The organism is Micromonospora sp. CNZ297 (assembly GCF_007827625.1).
In genome coordinates this window covers 203099-222004 of the sequence record NZ_VISU01000008.1, presented here as the reverse complement: position 1 = coordinate 222004, position 18906 = coordinate 203099, and the positions used below count along the sequence as shown (strand labels likewise).

Here is an 18906-nt window from a genome sequence, read left to right as displayed (position 1 = left end):
GTGGGTGAACTACGGGCGTACCGGGCGCTGCTCGGTGCGCAGGCGCGCTCGCAGGCGGCGTACCGCACGTCGTTCGTGGTGGACCTGGTCGGCAACGTGGGCGCCACCGTGTTCGACGTGGTCACCGTCCTGGTGATCTTCGGCGTGACGCGGGAGCTGGGCGGCTTCACGCTGCGCGAGACGCTCGTCGTGGTCGGCCTGTCGTCGTGCGGCTTCGCCACCGCCGACCTGCTGGTCGGCAACATCGAACGGCTTCCCCGGTACGTGCGCACCGGCCTCTTCGACGCGGTGCTGGTACGCCCGCTCGGTGCGCTGCCGCAACTGCTGCTGATGGACCTGCCGCTGCGCAAGCTGTCCCGGGCCGTGTTCGGGCTCGCCGTGCTGCTGTTCGCGCTCGTCTCGGCCGGAATCGACTGGACGCCGGGGCGGGTCGCGCTGGCGGTGGTCGCCCCGCCGGCCGCCGTGGTCTTCTTCGGCTCGGTCTTCGTGCTGACCGCGACCGTGTCGTTCTACTGGGTCGACTCGGGCGAGCTGGCGAACGCGGTCACCTACGGCGGGCGCGACTTCACCTCGTACCCGATCACCGTGTACGGCGGGTGGTTCCGCGCGCTGTTCGCGTACGGGATGGGGTTCGCCTTCGTCAGTTACCACCCGGCGCTGGCGCTGCTGGGCCGCGCCGACCCGCTCGGCCTGCCGCCCTGGACGGGGTGGGCCGCGCCGGGCGTCGCGGTGGTCGCCGCGGCGCTGGCCGCCCTGGCCTGGCGCGTCGGGGTCCGTCACTACCGGAGTACGGGGTCATGAGCGTCATCGAGATGGACGGGCTGCGCAAGGAGTTCACGGTACGGGTGAAGGCCGGGCCGCTGCGGCGTGAGAAGCGGACGGTGACCGCCGTCGACGGGGTCGACCTGCGGGTGGAGCGCGGCGAGATGCTCGGCTACATCGGTCCGAACGGCGCCGGGAAGTCGACCACGCTGAAGATGCTCACCGGCGTGCTGACGCCGTCGGCGGGGCGGGCCCGGGTGTGCGGGCTGCGTCCGGTGGCCGACCGGACCCGGCTGGCGCTGCGCATCGGGGTGGTGTTCGGGCAGCGCTCGCAGCTCTGGTGGGACCTGCCGTTGCGGGACTCGTTCGACCTGTTGCGGCACGTCTACCGGGTGCCGGCCGGCGAGCACGCGGTCCGGCTGGCCCGCTGCCGGGAGCTGCTCGACCTGGACGGGTTCCTGGACACGCCGGTCCGGCAGCTCTCGCTGGGTCAGCGGATGCGCGGCGAGCTGACCGCGGCGCTGCTGCACGGCCCGGAGGTGCTGTTCCTGGACGAGCCGACGATCGGGCTGGACGTGGTGAGCAAGCAGGCGGTGCGCGGCTTCCTGGCCGAGCTGGGCCGGGCCGGGGACACCACGCTCGTGCTGACCACGCACGACCTGGCCGACATCGAGCGGCTGTGTCGGCGGCTCGTGGTGATCGACCACGGGCGGGTGGTGCACGACGGGTCGATCGCGGAGCTGCACCGCCGGTACGGCTCGCGCCGCATGGTGGTCGCCGAGCTGGACGCGGCGCTGCCCGAGCCGCCGGTGCTGCCCGGCGCGCCGGTGCAGCGGGTGGAGGCGGACGGGCGGCGGCTGGTCTTCGCGCTGGAACGGGCGAGCGTCGCCGAGGTGGTGGCCGGGCTGGCCGGCCTGACCACGCTGCGGGACATCTCGATCGTGGAGCCGGACATCGAGGAGGTGGTGACCCGGCTCTACCGCGCGCCATCCGCGGTCACGGGTGCTCCATGACGAGTACGGCGAAGGTGCCGGGGGCCAGCGCCTCGTACCGGTGCGGGGTGTCACCGGGGAAGGTGGCGTAGTCGCCCGGCTCCAGCTCGACCAGGTCGGTCTCGGGGCCGACGCGCATCCGCCCGGCGGCTACCACGACGTGCTCGACGCTGCGCGGGGTGTGCGCCTCGGCGAGCCGTACCGCGCCGGGTTCCAGCTCCATCACGTAGACGTCGCGCCGGGCGTGCGGCGCCCCGGCCGCGAGCAGGGTGGCCGAGAAGTCGGCGTGCTCGGACCGGATCCGGGGCCCCTGCCCGGCCCGGACCACGCGGACGGCGGCGGTGGGTGGTTCGACCAGGCGGCTGAACGGTACGTCCAGCGCCACGCCGAGCGCCCAGAGCGTCTCCACGCTGGGGTTGCCGGACCCGGACTCCAGCTGGGACAGGGTGGACTTGGCGATCCCGGCGCGGCGGGCCAGCTCGGTGAGCGACAGGCCCGCGCGTTCGCGCTCGCGGCGCAGCGCGGCGGCGATGGTGGCGAGCGGGGGAGCGGGGTCGATCGCCATATGTTCGCTCCATCGGTCGGTTTGTTCGGTTTGACGAACCAGCGTTCGCCCGTTCAGGATAATGGACATGCGTACGGCATACCGAACGGGCGACGCCCGGGTGCTCCGCGACGTCGCCGCCATCGGCGCGGCGATGCTCGCCGTGGGCGCGTCGTTCGGTGCCGTGGCGGTGGCCGCCGGCCTGCCCGTCTGGGCCACGCTCGCCATGTCGGCGGTCGTCTACGCCGGTGGCGCCCAGTTCATGGCCGTCGGGCTCGTCGCGGCCGGCAGCCCGCTCGCGGCGGTCCTCGCCGGTCTGCTGCTCAACGCCCGGCACCTGCCGTTCGGCCTGGCCCTCGGTGGTGCGCTCGGTCCGCGGCGCGTGCATCGGCTGCTCGGCAGCCACCTGATGACCGACGAGGCCACAGCGTTCGCGCTGGCCCGCCCGGCCGGGCCGGAGCGGCGCCGGGCGTTCTGGCTCGCCGGGGTGCTGCTGTTCCTGGCCTGGAACGCCGGCACCGCGCTCGGCGTGCTCGCCGGCGGCGCGGCCGGCGACCCGGCGACGCTGGGACTCGACGCCGCGTTCCCCGCCGGGCTGGCAGCACTGCTGCTGCCCAGCCTGCGCGACCGGGAGACCCGCCGGGTGGCGCTCCTCGGCGCCGGCCTCGCCGTGCTGGCGACCCCGCTGCTGCCGGCCGGGCTGCCGGTGCTGCTCGCGCTCGCCGCGCTGGCCCTGGCGCTGCTGGCCCGCCGCCGGCTACCCGCCGCGCCGTCCGATGTGACGGCTGCGTCGCCCGATCCGGATGCCGCGCCGGACGGGACCGCTGACGAAGCGGCTGACGGCCGGAGCGTACGGGCCGGGGAGGTCTCGTGCTGATCGCCGTGATCCTCGCGCTGGCCGCCGGCACCTACGGGTTCCGGGTCGCCGGGGTGCTGCTGCGGGACCGGCTGGACCTGCCGGAGTGGTCCCGTCACCTGCTGCCGATCGGCGCCGCCACGTTGCTGGCCGCGCTCGCCGCCACCGCGGCGCTCACCGAGGCCGGCGGCTTCGCCGGCTACGCCCGGCCCGCCGGTGTGCTCGTCGGCCTGCTGCTCGCCTGGCGCCGGGCGCCGTTCGTGCTGGTCGTGGTCGCGGCGGCGGCCACCACCGCGGTGCTGCGCCTGCTCGGGGTGGACTGAGGCCGGTCCTCGCACGAGAACGACCCCTCACCGCCGAGGCGGGGAGGGGCCGAGTCGGGGCCGGTCCGGTCAGACCTTGTCGCCGATGTTCACGCGGGGCGCGGGAGCGCGCATCCGGCGGAACGTGATCGACCGCATGATCGCGTAGAAGTAGAGCGAGCCGAGCTTCTCGGTGCTCTTGGGGAAGCGCTCGCGGACCAGCCGCTTGATCTTCCGGGAGATCAGCACCGAGTCGATCAGCACGCCGAGCGCCAGCGCGCCCCAGAGCACGTTCGACAGCAGCCGCACGATCGGCGGCATGGCCTGGTTGGAGCCGAACAGCACGATCAGCGCGCCGCCGAAGAACCAGGTGCCGATCGTACGGCGGGAGTCGACCACGTTGCGGGCCAGCAGCCGCTCGGGGCCCCGGTCACGCGGGCCGCCCTCGCGGCGGAACTCGGCGGCGGCCTCGGCGCGGGCGGCGCGGCGCTGCGCGCGGGCCTCCTCCTTGGTCAGCGGCTTCGCCGGCGCGGTCGGCCGGCGACCGGCGACCGGACGCTTCGGCGTGACCTGCCCGAGTTCCTTCTTGCTGGGCGTGTAGCCCCGAGGGCGGGCGGCGGACTCCTCGTCGGTCGTCACAGTGGTGACGGAATCCTCGACGAGGTCGGCGGGCTTGCGGCGAAACAGCGACGGCACGCGGCAAGGGTAGCCAACCGGCCGCGTCCGGTGCACATCACGGGTGCACCGGGCGCGGCCGCTTCCGGTCGCGGCGCCGCGACAGGGGCGCTGTCGCGACGCGGAACGGGACGGTCAGGGACGCTCGACGTGGGCGCCGAGGTCGGCCAGCTTGGCCTCGAAGTCCTCGTAGCCGCGGTTGATCAGGTCCACGCCGTACACCCGGGAGGTGCCCTCGGCGGCCAGCGCCGCGATCAGGTGGCTGAACCCGGCCCGCAGGTCCGGGATGACCAGGTCGGCTGCGTGCAGCTTGCTCGGCCCGGCGATCACCGCGGAGTGCTTGAAGTTGCGCCGGCCGAAGCGGCACGGGGTGCCGCCGAGGCAGTCCCGGTAGACCTGGATGTTGGCGCCCATCGTGTTCAGCGCCTCGGTGTAGCCGAGCCGCTGCTCGTAGACCGTCTCGTGGACGATCGACAGGCCCCGGGCCTGGGTGAGCGCGACCACCAGCGGCTGCTGCCAGTCGGTCATGAAACCGGGGTGCACGTCGGTCTCCAGCGCCACCGCGTTCAGCTCACCGCCCGGGTGCCAGAACCGGATGCCGCCCTCCTGGCCCGGGCTGCCGCCGCGCGGCGGACGCAGGTCGGTGACCTCGTACTCGCCGCCGACCGACCGGAAGATGTTCAGGAAGGTCATCATGTCGGCCTGCTGGGCGCCCAGCACCTCGACGTGACCGCGGGTCGCCAGCGCCGCCGCCGCCCAGCTGGCCGCCTCGATCCGGTCCGGGATCGGCCGGTGGGTGTAGCCGTGCAGCTTCTTGACGCCCTGGATCTCGATCACCCGGTCGGTGTGCACCTTGATGATCGCGCCCATCTTCTGGAGCACGCAGATGAGGTCGATGATCTCCGGCTCGACCGCCGCGTTGCGCAGCTCGGTGACGCCCTCGGCCATCACCGCGGTGAGCAGCACCTGCTCGGTGGCGCCCACGCTCGGGTACGGCAGCGCGAACTTCGTGCCGTGCAGCCCGTTGGGCGCGGACAGGTGCAGGCCCTCCGGCGTCTTCTCGACGGTGGCCCCGAACTCGCGCAGCGCCTGGAGGTGGAAGTCGATCGGGCGCGGGCCGATGTGGCAGCCGCCCAGGTCGGGGATGAAGGCGTGGCCGAGCCGGTGCAGCAGCGGGCCGCAGAACAGGATCGGGATCCGGCTGGACCCGGCGTGCACGTTGATCTGGTCGGTGCTGGCGCTCTCGACGTTCGTGGGGTCGAAGACGAGTTCGCCCTCCTCCACGCCGTCGCTGACCTTCACGCCGTGCAGGCCGAGCAGACCGCGGACCACCTCGACGTCACGGATACGCGGCACGTCGAACAGCCGGCTCGGTGTGTCGCCCAGCAGGGCGGCCACCATCGCCTTGGACACCAGGTTCTTCGCGCCGCGCACGCGGATCCGCCCTTCAAGCGGAGTGCCTCCGTGTACGACCAGGACGTCGTCGGTCAACGCAACCTCCAGCGCGTTGGGTGCTGCCGTGTCTAGTGATGGGTGCACGAAGTTCATCGCTACCCGGAACGCGGTCATGGGAAAACGGGCCGCGTGTGTCGTCGCCCCGGCAGCATAGCCCTCCGTGACGGGAATGGAATCGGTCACATCGCCAGCGAGGGCACGAACCGGGGTGTCCGGTGCGTTTCCGTGCCAGCGGGGTCACCGACGGTGATCAGGCTCCCGGAAGGGCGAGCATCTGGTCCAGCGCCGACCGGGCGTGTCGGGCGGTCTCCGGGTCGACGGTGATCTGGTTGACCACGCGTCCGGCGACCAGCTCCTCCAGCGCCCAGACCAGGTGCGGCAGGTCGATCCGGTTCATCGTCGAGCAGTAGCAGACCGCCCGGTCGAGGAACATGATCTGCTTGTCCGGGTGGGCCAGCGCGAGCCGGCGCACCAGGTTCAGTTCGGTGCCCACCGCCCACGCCGAGCCGGCCGGGGCCGCCTCGATGGTCCTGATGATGAACTCGGTCGAGCCGACCAGGTCGGCGGCGTTCACCACCTCGTGGCGGCACTCCGGGTGCACCAGCACGTTCACGCCCGGCACCCGCTCGCGTACGTCGTTGACGCTGTCGAGCGTGAACCGGCCGTGCACCGAGCAGTGACCCCGCCACAGGATCATCTTCGCGTCGCGCAGCTGCTCCGGGGTCAGCCCGCCGTTCGGCTTGTGCGGGTCGTAGAGCACGCAGTCGTCGAGCGAGAAGCCCATCTCCAGCACCGCGGTGTTGCGGCCGAGGTGCTGGTCGGGCAGGAACAGTACCTTGCGGCCCTGCTCGAAGGCCCAGTCCAGGGCCCGCTTGGCGTTCGACGAGGTGCAGACCACGCCGCCGTTGCGGCCGACGAAGCCCTTGATGTCCGCCGAGGAGTTCATGTACGTCACCGGCACGGTCTCCGCCGCGATGCCCAGATCGGTGAGCGTGTCCCACGCGGCCTCGACCTGCGACAGCACCGCCATGTCGGCCATCGAGCAGCCGGCGGCGAGGTCGGGCAGGATCACCTTCTGCGCGTCCGAGGTGAGGATGTCCGCGCTCTCGGCCATGAAGTGCACGCCGCAGAAGACGATGTACTCCGCGTCCGGGCGGGCGGCCGCCTCCCGGGCCAGCTTGAACGAGTCGCCGGTCACGTCGGCGAACTGGATCACCTCGTCGCGCTGGTAGTGGTGGCCCAGGACGAACACCTTCGTGCCGAGCGCGGCCTTCGCGGCGGCGGCACGGGCCACCAGGTCGGGGTCGCTCGGCGCGGGGAGATCACCCGGACACTCCACGCCACGCTCGGTGGCGGGGTCGCTGCCGCGGCCGAGGAGCAGCAGCGCCGTGGCGGTGTTGGACGGCTCAACCCAGGTCGAAGTCACGCCCCCATGGTCCCACAGCGCGACCACCGCGCAGCCGTCCCCGATGTGGCCTGCCACACTGCTGCGCATGCGCGTGCTGCTCTGTCCGGACAAGTTCGCCGGCACGCTGTCGGCCCCCGACGTGGCCGCCGCGGTGGCCGACGGCTGGCGTGACGTCGCGCCCGGCGACGACCTGCTGGCCCGGCCGCTCGCCGACGGCGGGCCGGGGTTCGTCGACGTGCTCGCCGGGGCGCTCGGCGGACGCCGGGTGCCGGTGCCCACCGTCGACCCGCTGGGCCGCCCGGCCGCCGGTGAGATCCTGCTCACCGACGACGGCACGGCGTACCTGGAGAGCGCGCAGGCGTGCGGACTGCACCTGCTCACCGCCGCCGAACGCGACCCGAAGGCCACCACCTCGTACGGGCTGGGGCTGCTCGTCGCCGCCGCGGTCGAGGCGGGCGCGCGGACGGTGGTGGTGGGGCTGGGCGGCTCGGCCACCAACGACGGGGGCGCCGGGATGCTCGTCCCGCTGGGCGTCACGCCGCTGGACGGCGCCGGCCGGGCCCTGCCGTACGGCGGCGCGGCGCTCGCCGATGTGGCCGCGCTCGACGGGGAGCCCCGGCTGCGCGGCGCGACGCTCGTCGCCGCCACCGACGTGGACAACCCGCTGCTCGGGCTGCACGGCGCGAGCAGCGTCTTCGGCCCGCAGAAGGGCGCCGACCGGGCCGGCGTGCTGCTGCTGGACGCCGCGTTGACCCGCTGGGCGGAGGTGCTGACCGAGCGCCTGCCCGGCTGCCCGTCCGGGCTGGGCGCGCTGCCCGGCGGCGGCGCCGCAGGCGGCCTCGGTGCGGCGGTGCTGGCGCTCGGCGGCCGGTGCGAATCCGGCATCGGCCTGGTCACCCGCGCGGTGGGGCTGGACGCCGAGCTCGACGCCGCCGACCTGGTGATCACCGGCGAGGGCTCGTTCGACCACCAGTCACTGCGCGGCAAGGTGGTCGCCGGTGTGGCCGGGGCGGCCCGGGACCGGGGCGTGCCCTGCGTGGTGCTGGCGGGACGGGTGAGCACCGGGCGGCGGGAGGCGGCAGCGGCCGGTGTCACCGAGGCGCACAGCCTCGTGGAGCACTTCGGCGGCGAGGAGCACGGGGGAGTGGACGCGGCGATGGCCCGCCCGGCCGAAGGGCTGCGCGCGCTCGGCGCCCGCCTGGCGCGGCAATGGAGCCGCTGACCGGTTCCGCTGGTCACGCCGCGGGGTGGTGACGCCGGAGGCGGCGTACGATCGAAAGACGGACCACACCGGGAATCACTGGCGGACGTGCGGCGTTGGCCAGGACGTCCGGACCTCATACCGCGCAGGGAGACTTCCACGTGACCACGCCAGCGCAGACCGAGTCGACCGAGGCCAAGGCCCCCAGCACCGTCGTCCTCACCGACGTCGCGGCGCAGAAGGTCAAGGCCCTGATCGAGCAGGAGGGCCGCGACGACCTGCGGCTCCGGGTCGCCGTGCAGCCGGGTGGCTGCTCCGGCCTGCGGTACCAGCTGTTCTTCGACGAGCGCTCGCTCGACGGTGACGTCGTCACCGACTTCGACGGTGTCGAGGTCGTCGTCGACCGGATGAGCGCCCCCTACCTGGCCGGCGCCACCATCGACTTCGCCGACCGGATCGACGCCCAGGGCTTCACCATCGACAACCCGAACGCGGGCAACTCCTGCGCCTGCGGCGACTCCTTCAGCTGAGTCGACAGACCGACCGACAACGGCGGGCCGTCCCGGGTGGGGCGGCCCGCCGTTTCGTCGTACCCCCTGCGCGTGACGTCCGGATGTGCGCCGATCGACCGGTTGGTGACCGACCGCCGTCCGTGCGGCCCGGGGGCCGGTAGGCTGACCGCGCCGTGCTCCCGACCCCGAGGGTTGACATGAAGATCGCCGTGACCGGCTCGATCGCGACCGACCACCTGATGAGCTTCCCCGGCCGATTCGCCGACCAGCTCATCGCCGACCAGCTCGACAAGGTCTCGCTGTCCTTCCTCGTCGACGAGCTGGTGCTCCGCCGCGGCGGCACCGCGGCGAACATCGCCTTCGGCATGGCTCAGCTCGGGCTGCGCCCGGTGCTGCTCGGCGCGGTCGGCGCCGACTTCGCCGACTACCGCTCCTGGCTGGAGCGCCACGGCGTCGACTGCGACTCGGTGCACGTCAGCGAGGTCGCGCACACGGCACGCTTCGTCTGCACCACCGACACCGACATGTGCCAGATCGCCTCCTTCTACGCCGGGGCGATGAGCGAGGCCCGCAACATCGAGCTGGCCCCGGTGGCGCAGCGCCTCGGCGGTCTGGACCTGGTGCTGGTCAGCGCCAACGACCCGGCCGCGATGATCAGGCACTCCGGCGAGTGCCGGGACCGCGGCTACTCCTTCGTCGCCGACCCGTCGCAGCAGCTGGCCCGGATGGACGGCGAGGACGTGCTCGGCCTGATCGACGGTGCCGACTACCTGATGACCAACGAGTACGAGAAGTCGCTGCTCCAGAGCAAGGCCGGCCTTACCGACGAGCAGCTGCTGGACCGGGTCAAGGTGCGGGTCACCACGCTGGGCAAGCAGGGTGTGGAGATCGCCGGCCGGGAGATCGGCACGATCCGGGTGCCGATCGCGCGGGAGATGCAGGCGGTCGACCCGACCGGTGTCGGCGACGGCTTCCGGGCCGGTTTCTTCGCCGCGCTCGACTGGGGCGTCGGCCTGGAGCGGGCGGCCCAGGTCGGCTGCCTGCTGGCCACGCTCGTGCTGGAGAACTTCGGCGGCCAGGAGTACGAGGTCCGCCGCGACCTGTTCGTGAAGCGACTCGCCGAGTCGTACGGTGACGCGGCCGCCGAGGACGTCCGGCCGCACCTGCTGTGACCGGCCCGGCGGCCCCGGCCGGAGGGGTGGACCCGGAGGTCCGCCCCGGCGGCGGCGGTCCGGTGCTCGTCGCGTTCGCCGGGCTGCCGGGCGTGGGCAAGACCACGCTCGCCGCCCGGGTCGGCGCCGCCCTGCGCGCCCCGGTCCTGCCGGTCGACCCGGTCGAGCGCGCCCTGCACCGCTACGGCCTCACCGGCGACGTACCCGGCATGGCCGCCTACGGCGCGGTCGCCGGGCTGGCCGAGGTGCAGCTCGGCCTCGGGCTCAGCGTGGTGGTCGACGCGGTGAACCCGGTCGCCAGCGCCCGGGGCCTCTGGCACGACGTGGCCGAACGGGCCGGCGTGCCGCTGCGGGTGATCGAGGTGCACTGCGGCGACGAGGCGGAGCACCGCCGCCGGGTCGAGGCCCGCCCGCCCGAGGAACACGGCACCTGGGAGCAGACGCTGCGCCGCCGGGCCGAGTACGAGCCGCTGATCGGCCCGCGCCTGGTGGTCGACACCGCCGTGGCCGCCGACCCGCTGCCGGGCATCCTCGCGTACCTGCGCTGACGGCCGGTCGGCCGGCGTTAAGAAGGGCCCCTTCCTCTACCTGAGGCGTTAAGAAGGGGCCCTTCCTTACACCCGGACGTCGTAGGCGGGCCCCGGGCGCTCGGCGAGGAACTCGTGGCCGCGCATCCGGCACCACGCCGGGATGTCCACCGCCGCCGCCGGATCGTCGGCCAGCACCCGTACCACCGCGCCGGCCGGCAGGCCGGGCACCAGCCGGGCGAGATTGATCACCGGTAGCGGGCAGCGCTGCCCCCGGCAGTCCAGCACCTCGTCCGGCTCGCTCACAGGTCCGTCACCCCCGCCTCCGCCCGCAGGTTCGCCACGATCCCGGGCAGCTCGGCCAGGAACCGCTCCACGTCCGCCTCGGTGGTCTCCCGGTGCAGCGACACCCGCACGTTGCCGTGCGACAGCACCCCCATCGCCTCCAGCACGTGTGACGGGCGCAACGTCGACGACGTGCACGACGAGCCGGAGGACACCGCGAACCCGCGCCGGTCCAGCGCGTGCAGCAACGCCTCGCCGTCGACGTACAGGCAGGAGAAGGTCACCAGGTGCGGCAACCGGTCCACCGGGTCGCCGACCACCTCCACGTCCGGCACCTCGGCCGCCACCCGCGCCCGGATCCGGTCGACAAGCGGACCCAGCCGGGCCGCCTCCGCCGCCGCGTCGGCCGCCGCCGCGCGCAGGCTCGCCGCCGCCGCGACCACCGCCGGCAGGTTCACCACCCCGGGGGTACGCCCCGACTCCCGCTCGTCGGCCGGGTACGGCGACTCCCACCGGGTGCCCTTGCGCACCACGAGCAGTCCGACACCGGGCGGTCCGCCCCACTTGTGCGCGCTGGCGGTCAGCACCGACCAGCCCGACGGCAGCGGCGCCCGCCCGGCCAGCTGCGCCGCGTCCACGTACAGCGGCACGCCCGCCTCGGCGCACAGCTCCGCCGCCGCGGGCACCGGCTGCACAGTGCCCACCTCGTGACTGGCCCCGATCAACGCCGCGAGGGCCACGCCGGGCGCGGCCACCGCCGCCGCCCAGGCGTCCAGGTCCACCCGGCCCGACCGGTCCACGGGTACGGACACCGCCGCGCCGCCACCTGCCGTGTGCCGCTCCGCGGCGTGCAGCACCGCCGAGTGCTCGATCGCCGAGTGCACCAGCGTCGCCCCGGCCCGCCGCCGCCCGGCCAGGCCTCCGAGTACGGCGGCGTGCGCTGCCGCCGTACCGCTGGGGGTGAAGGACAGCTCGTCGGCGCGGACGCCGAGCGTCTGCGCGGCGGCCTCGCGCGCGGCGTCGAGGAGCTGGCGAGCCCGGCGGGCCGCCGAGTAGAGCCGGGCCGGGTCCGCCCAGCCGTCGTCCAGTGCGGCCAGCATCGCCTGCCGCGCGACCGGATGCAGCGGCGCCGCGCTGGCGGCGTCCAGGTAGACCGGGGAGACGCTCATGAGGCTCCACGCTATCGCCCGGTTACGCCCAAGATCCCCCCGATGGGGGTGGACAGCGACCCCAAGACGGCCTGGCCGGTCATGGTCGAGTAATCTGCGACCGTCGGTGACGCCTTTGCCGTCGGTGTCAAGGAGAACAACCGCCGCGGCGCGCTAGGGAGGCAGGACCAGGTGGTCGCAAGGAGTTCGGAGGTACGGCGCTCGGCCGTACGGCACAGCGCTTCCCCGGGGGCCGGTGGACGCCGGCGGCGTGGTGCTGGTCGAATCGCCGGGCTCGGTCTCGGCGCGGCGGCGCTGCTGGTCTCGCTCACCGGCTGTGACGTCGGTAAGGCGTTCGGCGGGTTCGGCTGGCCGCAGGGCGGCATCACGCCCGAGTCGCACCGCATGTACGACCTGTGGATCGCGTCCTGCATCGCGGCGCTCGCCGTCGGCGTGTTCGTATGGGGCCTGATCTTCTGGTGCGTGGTCCGCTACCGCAAGCGCGGCAACGAGCTGCCGGTGCAGACCCGCTACAACCTGCCGATGGAGTTCCTCTACACCATCGCGCCGATCCTCGTGGTCTCCGTGCTCTTCTACTACACGGCGGTCGTGCAGACCGACGTGAACAAGCAGTCGAAGAACCCGGACGTCACCGTCGAGGTCGTCGCGTTCAAGTGGAACTGGCAGTTCAACTACCGCGACGGCCAGGGCACCGAGGCCAACACCGTCGCCTCGGTGCTCGGCACCAGCGAGGTCATCCCGGTGCTGGTGCTGCCCAGCGGCCGCTCGATCCGCTTCGAGGAGACCAGCCGCGACGTCATCCACTCGTTCTGGGTGCCGGAGCTGCTGTTCAAGCGGGACGTCATGCCGGGCAACGTGCGCAACACGTTCGAGGTCTCCAGCATCGACCAGGAGGGCGCGTTCGTCGGCCGCTGCGCCGAGCTGTGCGGCAGCTACCACGCCTTCATGAACTTCGAGCTGCGGGTCGTCTCGCCGGAGAAGTACGACCAGTTCCTGGCGGCCAAGAAGGCCGGCAAGTCGACCCAGGAGGCGCTCGGCGCGATCGGTGAGGAAGAGTACGCCACCGAGACGAAGCCGTTCGACACCCGGCGCGACGTGAACAACTTCAACCCGTCCGACGCGACGGCCGGCGCGGGAAGCTGAGGGGTCCGGCATGAAGACCGAGTGGAAGATCTTCCTGACCATCGCCACGTTCCTCCTCGGCGCGACGATCCTCTACGGCGCCTGGACGTACGCCGACAGCGGCGGTCACGTCGAGTGGATCGGCACGGTGGCGCTGCTGCTGTCCTTCCTGCTCTGCGCGATGTGCGGCGGCTTCTTCTGGTTCGTCTCCCGCCGTATCGACCTGCGCCCCGAGGACCGGCCGGACGGCGAGATCGCCGACGGCGCCGGTGAGGTCGGCTTCTTCAGCCCTGGCAGCTACTGGCCGTTCGGGCTGGCGCTGGCCGCCGCGATCGCCGGTCTCGGCCTGGTGTTCTGGCAGTTCTGGCTGCTGGGACTGGGCCTGGTGGCGGTCGTCCTCGCCACCTGCGGGCTGCTGTTCGAGTACTACTCGGGCACCCGCCGTACCGCCGAGCACTGACAGACCCACCGCCGCAGGCCCGCCACCCCCCACCGGGGGAGGCGGGCCTGCCGCTTTCCCCCCACCCTCCGCCCCCCACCCCCCGCCCGTCCCCGTCGATCATGAAGTTGACGGCGCTGGCGGTCCTTTTTGTCCCCGCCAACCTCATGATCGTCGCCCGTGCGGTCGGCCTGGTGCCCGCTCCACCTCCGACACTCACCACCCGGGTTCTCGCTCACCGGGCCGTTCCATTCACCGGAAGCGCCGTTCCACTTGCCAGGACCACAGGAGATCTTGGAAGCAAAGCGCCCTCATAGGGGCCCTTTCCTTCCAAGATCTCGCTCACCGCACCGCTTGTCCGCGTTCAAGGCCGGGTGCCGTGACGAGTCAGGGCCGACACCTCACGCCCGAAGGCCCGACGCCCGCCCTCACGCCTTGCGCGCACCGCCGACCGCCCAGGCGAGCGCCGGCCACCGTGCGCTCCCGCGCCGGCCCGGCCTCGTTGATCAAGGAGTTTGAGGCACTTTCGCGCGCCGTCGATGACACAAACCCCTTGATCACCGGTTCGGCCGGGGAGAGCCCTCGCCACCCCGGCCACCAAGCGGTGATCAAGGAGTTTGGGTCCACCGGGGCGACCGCGGGGGACACAAACTCCTTGATCACGAGCGGCGGACGGTTGGGCTGTCGGGCGGGGTGGGGTGGGGCGGGGCGGAGTGGAGAAGGGTGGGCGGCCGCGCGCGGCACGGGGGCGCAAAGAGGCGCGAGGGCGCAAGAGGCGCGGACAGGCGCGGAGGCGCAAAGAGGCGCGGACAGGCGCGGGGGCGCCAAGAGGCGCGGACAGGCGCGGCGCGCCGACAGGGCGCGGACGGGCGGAAGGGCGGGAGGGCGGGAGGGAGCGGCGGTCAGGCGGCCCGGGGGTGGGACGGCCGGCGGGGTGTGCGGCGGCTCGCCAGGCGGGTCTCGCGGAACGTGAACGTGGCGATCACCACTGCCGCGCCGCAACCGGTGCAGATCAGCTCCGGGCAGTCGGCGCCGTGCCCGTCGCCGCACGGCGGCGCCTCGAACAGCACGACGCCCTCGCAGGTGTCACAGTGCAGCTCGCGGTCAGACACGGGAGGCTCCTCTCGCTCCGGGCGCCGGCCCAGGCGGTGAGACGCCGGCCGGCGGACCAGAGACCGAAAACGGAAAGACCGAAAACGGAAAATAACTCCCGTGTAGTTTGGCACGCGGGTACGACAACACCCGCGCCAGGCCGCCGTCAGGCGGTGCGCGCCACCTCGAGCCAGCGCTCCAGCGCGGCCGCGGCGGCGCCCGAGTCGACCGCCTCGGCGGCCCGGTCCAGGTTGGCCCGCAGCACCTCGTGCAGATCGCCGTCGAGCGGACCCTGGGTGGCAAGCGCGACAGCGGCGTTGACCAGCACCGCGTCCCGCACCGGGCCGGTCTCACCGGCGAGCAGGCGGCGGACGACGTCGGCGTTGTAGACCGCGTCCCCGCCGCGCAGGTCGGCCAGGGTGGCCCGGGGCACGCCGAGGTTCGTCGCGTCCAGCACGGCCTCGGTGACGCTGCCCTGCTGCGCCACCCAGACCCGGGTGGGGGCGCCGGTGCTGAACTCGTCCAGGCCGTCCTCGCCGCGTACCACGATCGCGGAGTCGCCACGGGCCGCGAAGACGGCGGCCATCACCGGGGCCATCCGCTTGTCGAAGCAGCCCACGGCGCCCGCGCGGGGCCGCGCCGGGTTGGTCAGCGGGCCGAGGAAGTTGAACGCGGTGGGTACGCCGATCTCGCGCCGGACCGGGCCGGTGTGGCGCATGCCGGGGTGGAAGCGGGCGGCGAAGCAGAAGCCGATGCCGGCCTCGGTGACGCAGCGGGCCACCTGCTCCGGTGCCAGGTCGAGGGGTACGCCGAGCTGCTCCAGCACGTCGGCGGTGCCACACGAGGAGGAGGCGGCCCGGTTGCCGTGCTTGACCACGCGGACCCCGGCCCCGGCGACCACCAGCGCCGCCATGGTGGAGATGTTCACCGTGTGCGCGAGGTCTCCGCCGGTGCCGACCACGTCCAGCGCGGTCGCGCGTACGTCCTCGGGCAGGTGCACCGGCACCGCGCGGGTCAGCATGGCCTCGACCAGGCCGCCCAGCTCGGCGGGGGTCTCACCCTTGGTGCGCAGCGCCACGGCGAACCCGGCGATCTGCGCGGGGGTGGCCGAGCCGGCCATGATCTCGCCCATCGCCCACGCGGTGTCGGCGGTGGAAAGCTCCTCGCCGCGCAGCAGCGCGTTGAGCAGAAGCGGCCAGGTCCGTTCGCCCATGGCGGGCCTCCCGAGCGGCGTGAGGAAAGCGGTTGGGGCGCGCCACGGCCGCGTCGCCGTGGCGCGCGAGGACCGGAGGGATCAGGCCGCGGCGTGGGTGCGGCGCAGCAGCTCCGCCACGGTGCTGCCGGCGACCACCGGGTCCAGCGGGTGGGTCAGCGTGGCGTCGACCTCGGCGTACGCGGCCAGCCAGCGGTCGGCGGCGCGAGCCAGCACCACGCAGGTCGGCGGCGCGTCGTCCCGGTCGTCCTTGATCTGGCGGGCGATGCCGATGCCGCCGCCCGGGGTCGCCTCGCCGTCGAGCAGGAGCAGGTCGATCTCGTAGTCGTCGACCAGCCGGATGCAGGCGTTGTAGTCGTCGGCCTCGACGAACTCGATCTCGATCCCGGGCGCCGGCCGGGTGCCCACGGCGAGCCGCATCCGGTCGCGGACCTTCGGGTCGTCGCTGTAGAGCAGGACGGTGCAAAGACGATCGCTCATCGTGACGTGGCTCCCACCTCGTAGCTGCCCGCTGATCGTAGCGGTCGTCACATCCGGGCCGTCGCCCCGCCCGGCGGGCTCGGGGCGTACCCCGGAACGTGCCGTCAGGTGCTCGCCTCCGCGGCGCGCTGGCGGGCCTCCTGGCGGTCCAGCTCGCGGTCGAGCCGGCGGGCCTCGCGCTCGGACTGCTTGACCCACTGGACGACCAGGACGGCGAGCATGGTGACGCTGACGAACTCGCCGCCGGCCCACAGGATGCCGCCGGCGACCACCTGGTCGTTCCAGGGGTCGGACCAGGACAGGTTGAGCGACGGGTACCAGTCGCCGCCGAACAGCGTGGTGCTCTGCATGATGGTCAGGCCGAGGACGGTGTGGAACGGCACCGAGAGCAGCATGAGCAGCGCGCGCCCCGGGTACGGCCAGCGGCCGGGCAGCGGGTCCAGGCCGAGCAGCGGCCAGAAGAAGACGCAGCCGGTGGCGATGAAGTGCGCATGGACCAGTTCGTGCGCCCACTCGTGGCGCAGCGTGAACTCGTAGAGGTCGGTGAAGTACAGCGCGAACGGGTTCACCACGAAGATGGCGAACGCCACGAGCGGGAAGCTGTAGATCCGGATCACCTTGCTGTGCACGATCGCGAGCAGCCGCTTGCGGGGCCGCACCGGCAGCGTGCGCAGCGCCAGCGTCACCGGGGCGCCGAGCGCCAGGAAGATCGGCGCGATCATGGACAGCACCATGTGCTGCACCATGTGCACCGAGAGCAGGGCGGTGTCGTACGCGCCGAGGCCGGTGAGCGTGACCAGGGCGATTCCGCCGAGGCCGGGGCCGAGGAACGACACGGTACGGATGACCGGCCAGCGGTCGCCGCGCAGCCGCAGCCTGTGCACCCCGTAGAGGTAGAGGCCGGCGGCCAGGACGATGCCCAGCGTGAGCCAGCTGTCCAGCCGGGTCTCGGTGAGGACCCGGGTCACGGTGAACGGCGGCGGGGCGCCTTCGCCTCCCGCCGCCAGTGTCGCCGGAACAGCCGAGGTGACGGCGCGGATCTGATCGACGTGCAGCACGCTTTTCAGGGTAGGTCAGGCGAAGCGGACCACCACGATCGGGCCACGGAAGGGACCGGTTTGGCACCCCGCTGATCGTCGGTCCCGGTCAGGGGCAATAATGACCGCGTGACTGCGGCCCCAGCCATTGACAAGAGCCGGATCCACTCCCTGACCCGACCCAACATGGTCAGCGTCGGGACGATCGTGTGGCTCTCCAGCGAACTCATGTTCTTCGCGGCGCTGTTCGCGATGTACTTCTCCATCCGCGCGGCGGCGCCGGAGCAGTGGGAGAAGCACACCGAGGTGCTGAACATCCCGTACGCGACCACGTTCACGGTGATCCTGGTGCTCTCCTCGATCACCTGCCAGATCGGCGTGTTCGCGGCCGAGCGCGGTGACGTCCACGCTCTGCGCCGGTGGTTCACGATCACCTTCGTGATGGGTCTGATCTTCGTGCTCGGTCAGCTGAACGAGTACCGGACCCTGGTGCACGAGGGTGTGAAGATCAACGAAGACGGTTACGGGTCGATGTTCTACCTCACCACCGGCTTCCACGGTCTGCACGTGACCGGCGGCCTCATCGCCTTCGTGATCTTCATGATCCGTACCACGATGGGCCGGTTCACCCCCGCCCAGGCGACCTCGGCGATCGTCGTGTCCTACTACTGGCACTTCGTGGACGTCGTGTGGATCGGGCTCTACGCCATGATCTACTGGCTCCAGTGATCTTGGCGCGTCACGAACCGCGCCGCTGCTCCGTCCCCTGAGACAAGGTCCAACCGGTTAAGGACACAGGTCATGACTTCTGACAACGACCGCCGACGCGGTCTGCTCGCGCGGCTGCGCGGGCGGCCCGTAGCGCGCAGCAGGGGCCGCCGCCGGCTGGGTGCCGCGGTCCGGCTGTTCGCCGCGCTGATGCTGGCCGGCGGTGCCTACACCGTCTTCGCCCCCGGCGTGCAGGCGCAGGACAACCCTCCGTTGACCGCCGCAGGCAACGAGGGCAAGGCGCTGTTCGATGTGAGCTGTGTGACCTGTCACGGTCGCAACGCCCAGGGCGTCGAGGGCCGCGGTCCGAGCCTGATCGGCGTCGGAGCGGCCTCGGTCGAGTTCCAGGTCAGCAGCGGTCGCATGCCGATGGCCCGGCAGGAGGCCCAGGCCATGCGCAAGCCGCCGCAGTTCACCGACGAGCAGGTGCGCCAGCTCGGGCAGTACATCCAGGAGCTCGGCGGCGGCCCGGAGGTCCCCAACGGCGACCTGCGTGAGGGCGCCAACCTGTCCACCGGTGGTGAGCTGTTCCGGATCAACTGCTCGCAGTGCCACGCCTTCAGCGGCGGCGGCGGCGCGCTGTCCTCCGGCAAGTACGCGCCGAGCCTGGCGCCGGCCAGCGACCGGCAGATCTACGCCGCGATGCTGAGCGGCCCGCAGAACATGCCGGTGTTCGGCGACAACCAGATCACGCCCGAGGAGAAGGCGGACATCATCGCCTACATCCAGGAGACGCTGAAGCACGACGGCGATCCGGGCGGCTTCAACCTGGGCCGCTACGGCCCGTCGACCGAGGGTCTCGCGATCTTCCTGGTCGGCATCGTCGCGCTGGTCTTCGCGAGCCTGTGGATCGCGGGCAAGTCGTGACCGGACGGATCAATGCTTCCAGTGCTGT

Annotated in this window: 22 protein-coding genes; 12 read left to right on the top strand and 10 right to left on the bottom strand. The window is 72.7% G+C overall.

Annotated elements, in window-relative coordinates:
* Positions 1-801: an ABC transporter permease gene (locus tag FB454_RS17175; RefSeq protein WP_013287714.1), complete on the top strand. Its 801-nt coding sequence runs from the start codon at positions 1-3 to the stop codon at positions 799-801.
* Positions 798-1775 (top strand): ABC transporter ATP-binding protein, encoded by a 978-nt coding sequence (locus tag FB454_RS17170; RefSeq protein WP_030273040.1) that lies wholly within the window; start codon positions 798-800, stop codon positions 1773-1775. The genes FB454_RS17175 and FB454_RS17170 overlap by 4 nt, the downstream gene beginning before the upstream one ends.
* Here FB454_RS17170 and FB454_RS17165 read toward each other — a convergent pair.
* Complete coding sequence (locus FB454_RS17165) at positions 1759-2319, bottom strand: helix-turn-helix domain-containing protein (RefSeq protein ID WP_013287712.1); 561 nt, start codon at positions 2317-2319, stop codon at positions 1759-1761. The genes FB454_RS17170 and FB454_RS17165 overlap by 17 nt on opposite strands.
* Positions 2320-2386: 67 nt before the next feature.
* Here FB454_RS17165 and FB454_RS17160 point away from each other — a divergent pair, with 67 nt between their 5' ends.
* Both FB454_RS17160 and FB454_RS17155 read left to right on the top strand, forming a co-directional pair.
* Positions 2387-3175 (top strand): AzlC family ABC transporter permease, encoded by a 789-nt coding sequence (locus tag FB454_RS17160; RefSeq protein WP_145823170.1) that lies wholly within the window; start codon positions 2387-2389, stop codon positions 3173-3175.
* The gene (locus FB454_RS17155) at positions 3169-3477 is read left to right on the top strand and encodes an AzlD domain-containing protein (protein ID WP_013475721.1); all 309 of its coding nucleotides are present in this window, start codon (positions 3169-3171) and stop codon (positions 3475-3477) included. The genes FB454_RS17160 and FB454_RS17155 overlap by 7 nt, the downstream gene beginning before the upstream one ends.
* A gap of 69 nt (positions 3478-3546) precedes the next feature.
* Here FB454_RS17155 and FB454_RS17150 read toward each other — a convergent pair whose 3' ends face one another.
* The 3 genes from FB454_RS17150 to nadA form a co-directional block, all read right to left on the bottom strand.
* Positions 3547-4152 (bottom strand): DUF3043 domain-containing protein, encoded by a 606-nt coding sequence (locus tag FB454_RS17150; RefSeq protein ID WP_047894088.1) that lies wholly within the window; start codon positions 4150-4152, stop codon positions 3547-3549.
* Between the two features lie 114 nt (positions 4153-4266).
* Entirely contained in the window at positions 4267-5622 is a 1356-nt protein-coding gene (gene murA / locus FB454_RS17145) for a UDP-N-acetylglucosamine 1-carboxyvinyltransferase (protein ID WP_030273035.1), read from the bottom strand.
* Between the two features lie 214 nt (positions 5623-5836).
* Positions 5837-7012, bottom strand: a complete 1176-nt coding sequence (nadA, locus tag FB454_RS17140; protein ID WP_030273033.1) for a quinolinate synthase NadA — start codon at positions 7010-7012, stop codon at positions 5837-5839.
* A 43-nt stretch (positions 7013-7055) separates the two neighbouring features.
* On the opposite strand from nadA, the gene FB454_RS17135 reads away from it, so the two are divergent.
* The 4 genes from FB454_RS17135 to FB454_RS17120 all read left to right on the top strand — a co-directional run bounded on the left by FB454_RS17135 (position 7056) and on the right by FB454_RS17120 (position 10427).
* Complete coding sequence (locus FB454_RS17135) at positions 7056-8216, top strand: glycerate kinase family protein (protein ID WP_145823169.1); 1161 nt, start codon at positions 7056-7058, stop codon at positions 8214-8216.
* A gap of 140 nt (positions 8217-8356) precedes the next feature.
* Positions 8357-8725, top strand: a complete 369-nt coding sequence (erpA, locus tag FB454_RS17130) for an iron-sulfur cluster insertion protein ErpA (RefSeq protein ID WP_013287705.1) — start codon at positions 8357-8359, stop codon at positions 8723-8725.
* A 179-nt stretch (positions 8726-8904) separates the two neighbouring features.
* On the top strand, positions 8905-9879 hold the full coding sequence (locus FB454_RS17125; RefSeq protein ID WP_013287704.1) for a carbohydrate kinase family protein: 975 nt from the start codon (positions 8905-8907) through the stop codon (positions 9877-9879).
* The gene (locus FB454_RS17120) at positions 9876-10427 is read left to right on the top strand and encodes a P-loop nucleotide/nucleoside kinase family protein (RefSeq protein ID WP_013287703.1); all 552 of its coding nucleotides are present in this window, start codon (positions 9876-9878) and stop codon (positions 10425-10427) included. Before FB454_RS17125 ends, FB454_RS17120 begins: the two co-directional genes overlap by 4 nt.
* Before the next feature lie 66 nt (positions 10428-10493).
* Here FB454_RS17120 and FB454_RS17115 read toward each other — a convergent pair whose 3' ends face one another.
* Together FB454_RS17115 and FB454_RS17110 are read right to left on the bottom strand one after the other, a co-directional pair.
* Positions 10494-10712, bottom strand: coding sequence for a sulfurtransferase TusA family protein (locus tag FB454_RS17115; RefSeq protein ID WP_013287702.1), 219 nt, complete (start codon positions 10710-10712; stop codon positions 10494-10496).
* On the bottom strand, positions 10709-11860 hold the full coding sequence (locus tag FB454_RS17110; RefSeq protein ID WP_013287701.1) for a cysteine desulfurase family protein: 1152 nt from the start codon (positions 11858-11860) through the stop codon (positions 10709-10711). The genes FB454_RS17115 and FB454_RS17110 overlap by 4 nt, the downstream gene beginning before the upstream one ends.
* A gap of 171 nt (positions 11861-12031) precedes the next feature.
* Between FB454_RS17110 and ctaC the strand changes: the two genes are divergently transcribed.
* The gene (gene ctaC, locus FB454_RS17105) at positions 12032-13003 is read left to right on the top strand and encodes an aa3-type cytochrome oxidase subunit II (protein WP_013287700.1); all 972 of its coding nucleotides are present in this window, start codon (positions 12032-12034) and stop codon (positions 13001-13003) included.
* 10 nt (positions 13004-13013) lie between these two features.
* Entirely contained in the window at positions 13014-13442 is a 429-nt protein-coding gene (locus tag FB454_RS17100) for a cytochrome c oxidase subunit 4 (protein WP_013287699.1), read from the top strand.
* Positions 13443-14323: 881 nt separating this feature from the next.
* On the opposite strand, the gene FB454_RS17095 is transcribed toward FB454_RS17100, so the two are convergent.
* The 4 genes from FB454_RS17095 to FB454_RS17080 form a co-directional block, all read right to left on the bottom strand.
* Positions 14324-14533: a hypothetical protein gene (locus FB454_RS17095; RefSeq protein WP_013287698.1), complete on the bottom strand. Its 210-nt coding sequence runs from the start codon at positions 14531-14533 to the stop codon at positions 14324-14326.
* A 146-nt stretch (positions 14534-14679) separates the two neighbouring features.
* Entirely contained in the window at positions 14680-15726 is a 1047-nt protein-coding gene (gene trpD / locus FB454_RS17090) for an anthranilate phosphoribosyltransferase (protein ID WP_145823168.1), read from the bottom strand.
* An 81-nt stretch (positions 15727-15807) separates the two neighbouring features.
* Positions 15808-16206: a response regulator gene (locus FB454_RS17085; RefSeq protein WP_013287696.1), complete on the bottom strand. Its 399-nt coding sequence runs from the start codon at positions 16204-16206 to the stop codon at positions 15808-15810.
* 104 nt (positions 16207-16310) lie between these two features.
* A complete protein-coding gene (locus FB454_RS17080; RefSeq protein WP_013287695.1) occupies positions 16311-17264 on the bottom strand; it encodes a cytochrome c oxidase assembly protein in 954 nt (317 codons plus the stop codon).
* Between the two features lie 108 nt (positions 17265-17372).
* Between FB454_RS17080 and ctaE the strand changes: the two genes are divergently transcribed.
* On the top strand, positions 17373-17972 hold the full coding sequence (ctaE, locus tag FB454_RS17075) for an aa3-type cytochrome oxidase subunit III (protein ID WP_013287694.1): 600 nt from the start codon (positions 17373-17375) through the stop codon (positions 17970-17972).
* A 72-nt stretch (positions 17973-18044) separates the two neighbouring features.
* Positions 18045-18878 carry a cytochrome bc1 complex diheme cytochrome c subunit gene (qcrC, locus tag FB454_RS17070; protein ID WP_013287693.1) on the top strand — a complete coding sequence of 278 codons (834 nt, stop codon included), beginning with the start codon at positions 18045-18047 and terminating at the stop codon, positions 18876-18878.
* Positions 18879-18906: the final 28 nt, after the last annotated feature.

Excerpts from the sequence above, each read along its gene's own strand:
- FB454_RS17085 (WP_013287696.1), bottom strand. The coding sequence starts at position 16,206 with ATGAGCGATCGTCTTTGCACCGTCCTGCTCTACAGCGACGACCCGAAG.
- FB454_RS17100 (WP_013287699.1), top strand. The coding sequence starts at position 13,014 with ATGAAGACCGAGTGGAAGATCTTCCTGACCATCGCCACGTTCCTCCTC.
- FB454_RS17135 (WP_145823169.1), top strand. The coding sequence starts at position 7,056 with ATGTGGCCTGCCACACTGCTGCGCATGCGCGTGCTGCTCTGTCCGGAC.
- qcrC (WP_013287693.1), top strand. The coding sequence starts at position 18,045 with ATGACTTCTGACAACGACCGCCGACGCGGTCTGCTCGCGCGGCTGCGC.
- FB454_RS17165 (WP_013287712.1), bottom strand. The coding sequence starts at position 2,319 with ATGGCGATCGACCCCGCTCCCCCGCTCGCCACCATCGCCGCCGCGCTG.
- FB454_RS17160 (WP_145823170.1), top strand. The coding sequence starts at position 2,387 with ATGCGTACGGCATACCGAACGGGCGACGCCCGGGTGCTCCGCGACGTC.
- FB454_RS17125 (WP_013287704.1), top strand. The coding sequence starts at position 8,905 with ATGAAGATCGCCGTGACCGGCTCGATCGCGACCGACCACCTGATGAGC.
- FB454_RS17170 (WP_030273040.1), top strand. The coding sequence starts at position 798 with ATGAGCGTCATCGAGATGGACGGGCTGCGCAAGGAGTTCACGGTACGG.
- trpD (WP_145823168.1), bottom strand. The coding sequence starts at position 15,726 with ATGGGCGAACGGACCTGGCCGCTTCTGCTCAACGCGCTGCTGCGCGGC.
- FB454_RS17110 (WP_013287701.1), bottom strand. The coding sequence starts at position 11,860 with ATGAGCGTCTCCCCGGTCTACCTGGACGCCGCCAGCGCGGCGCCGCTG.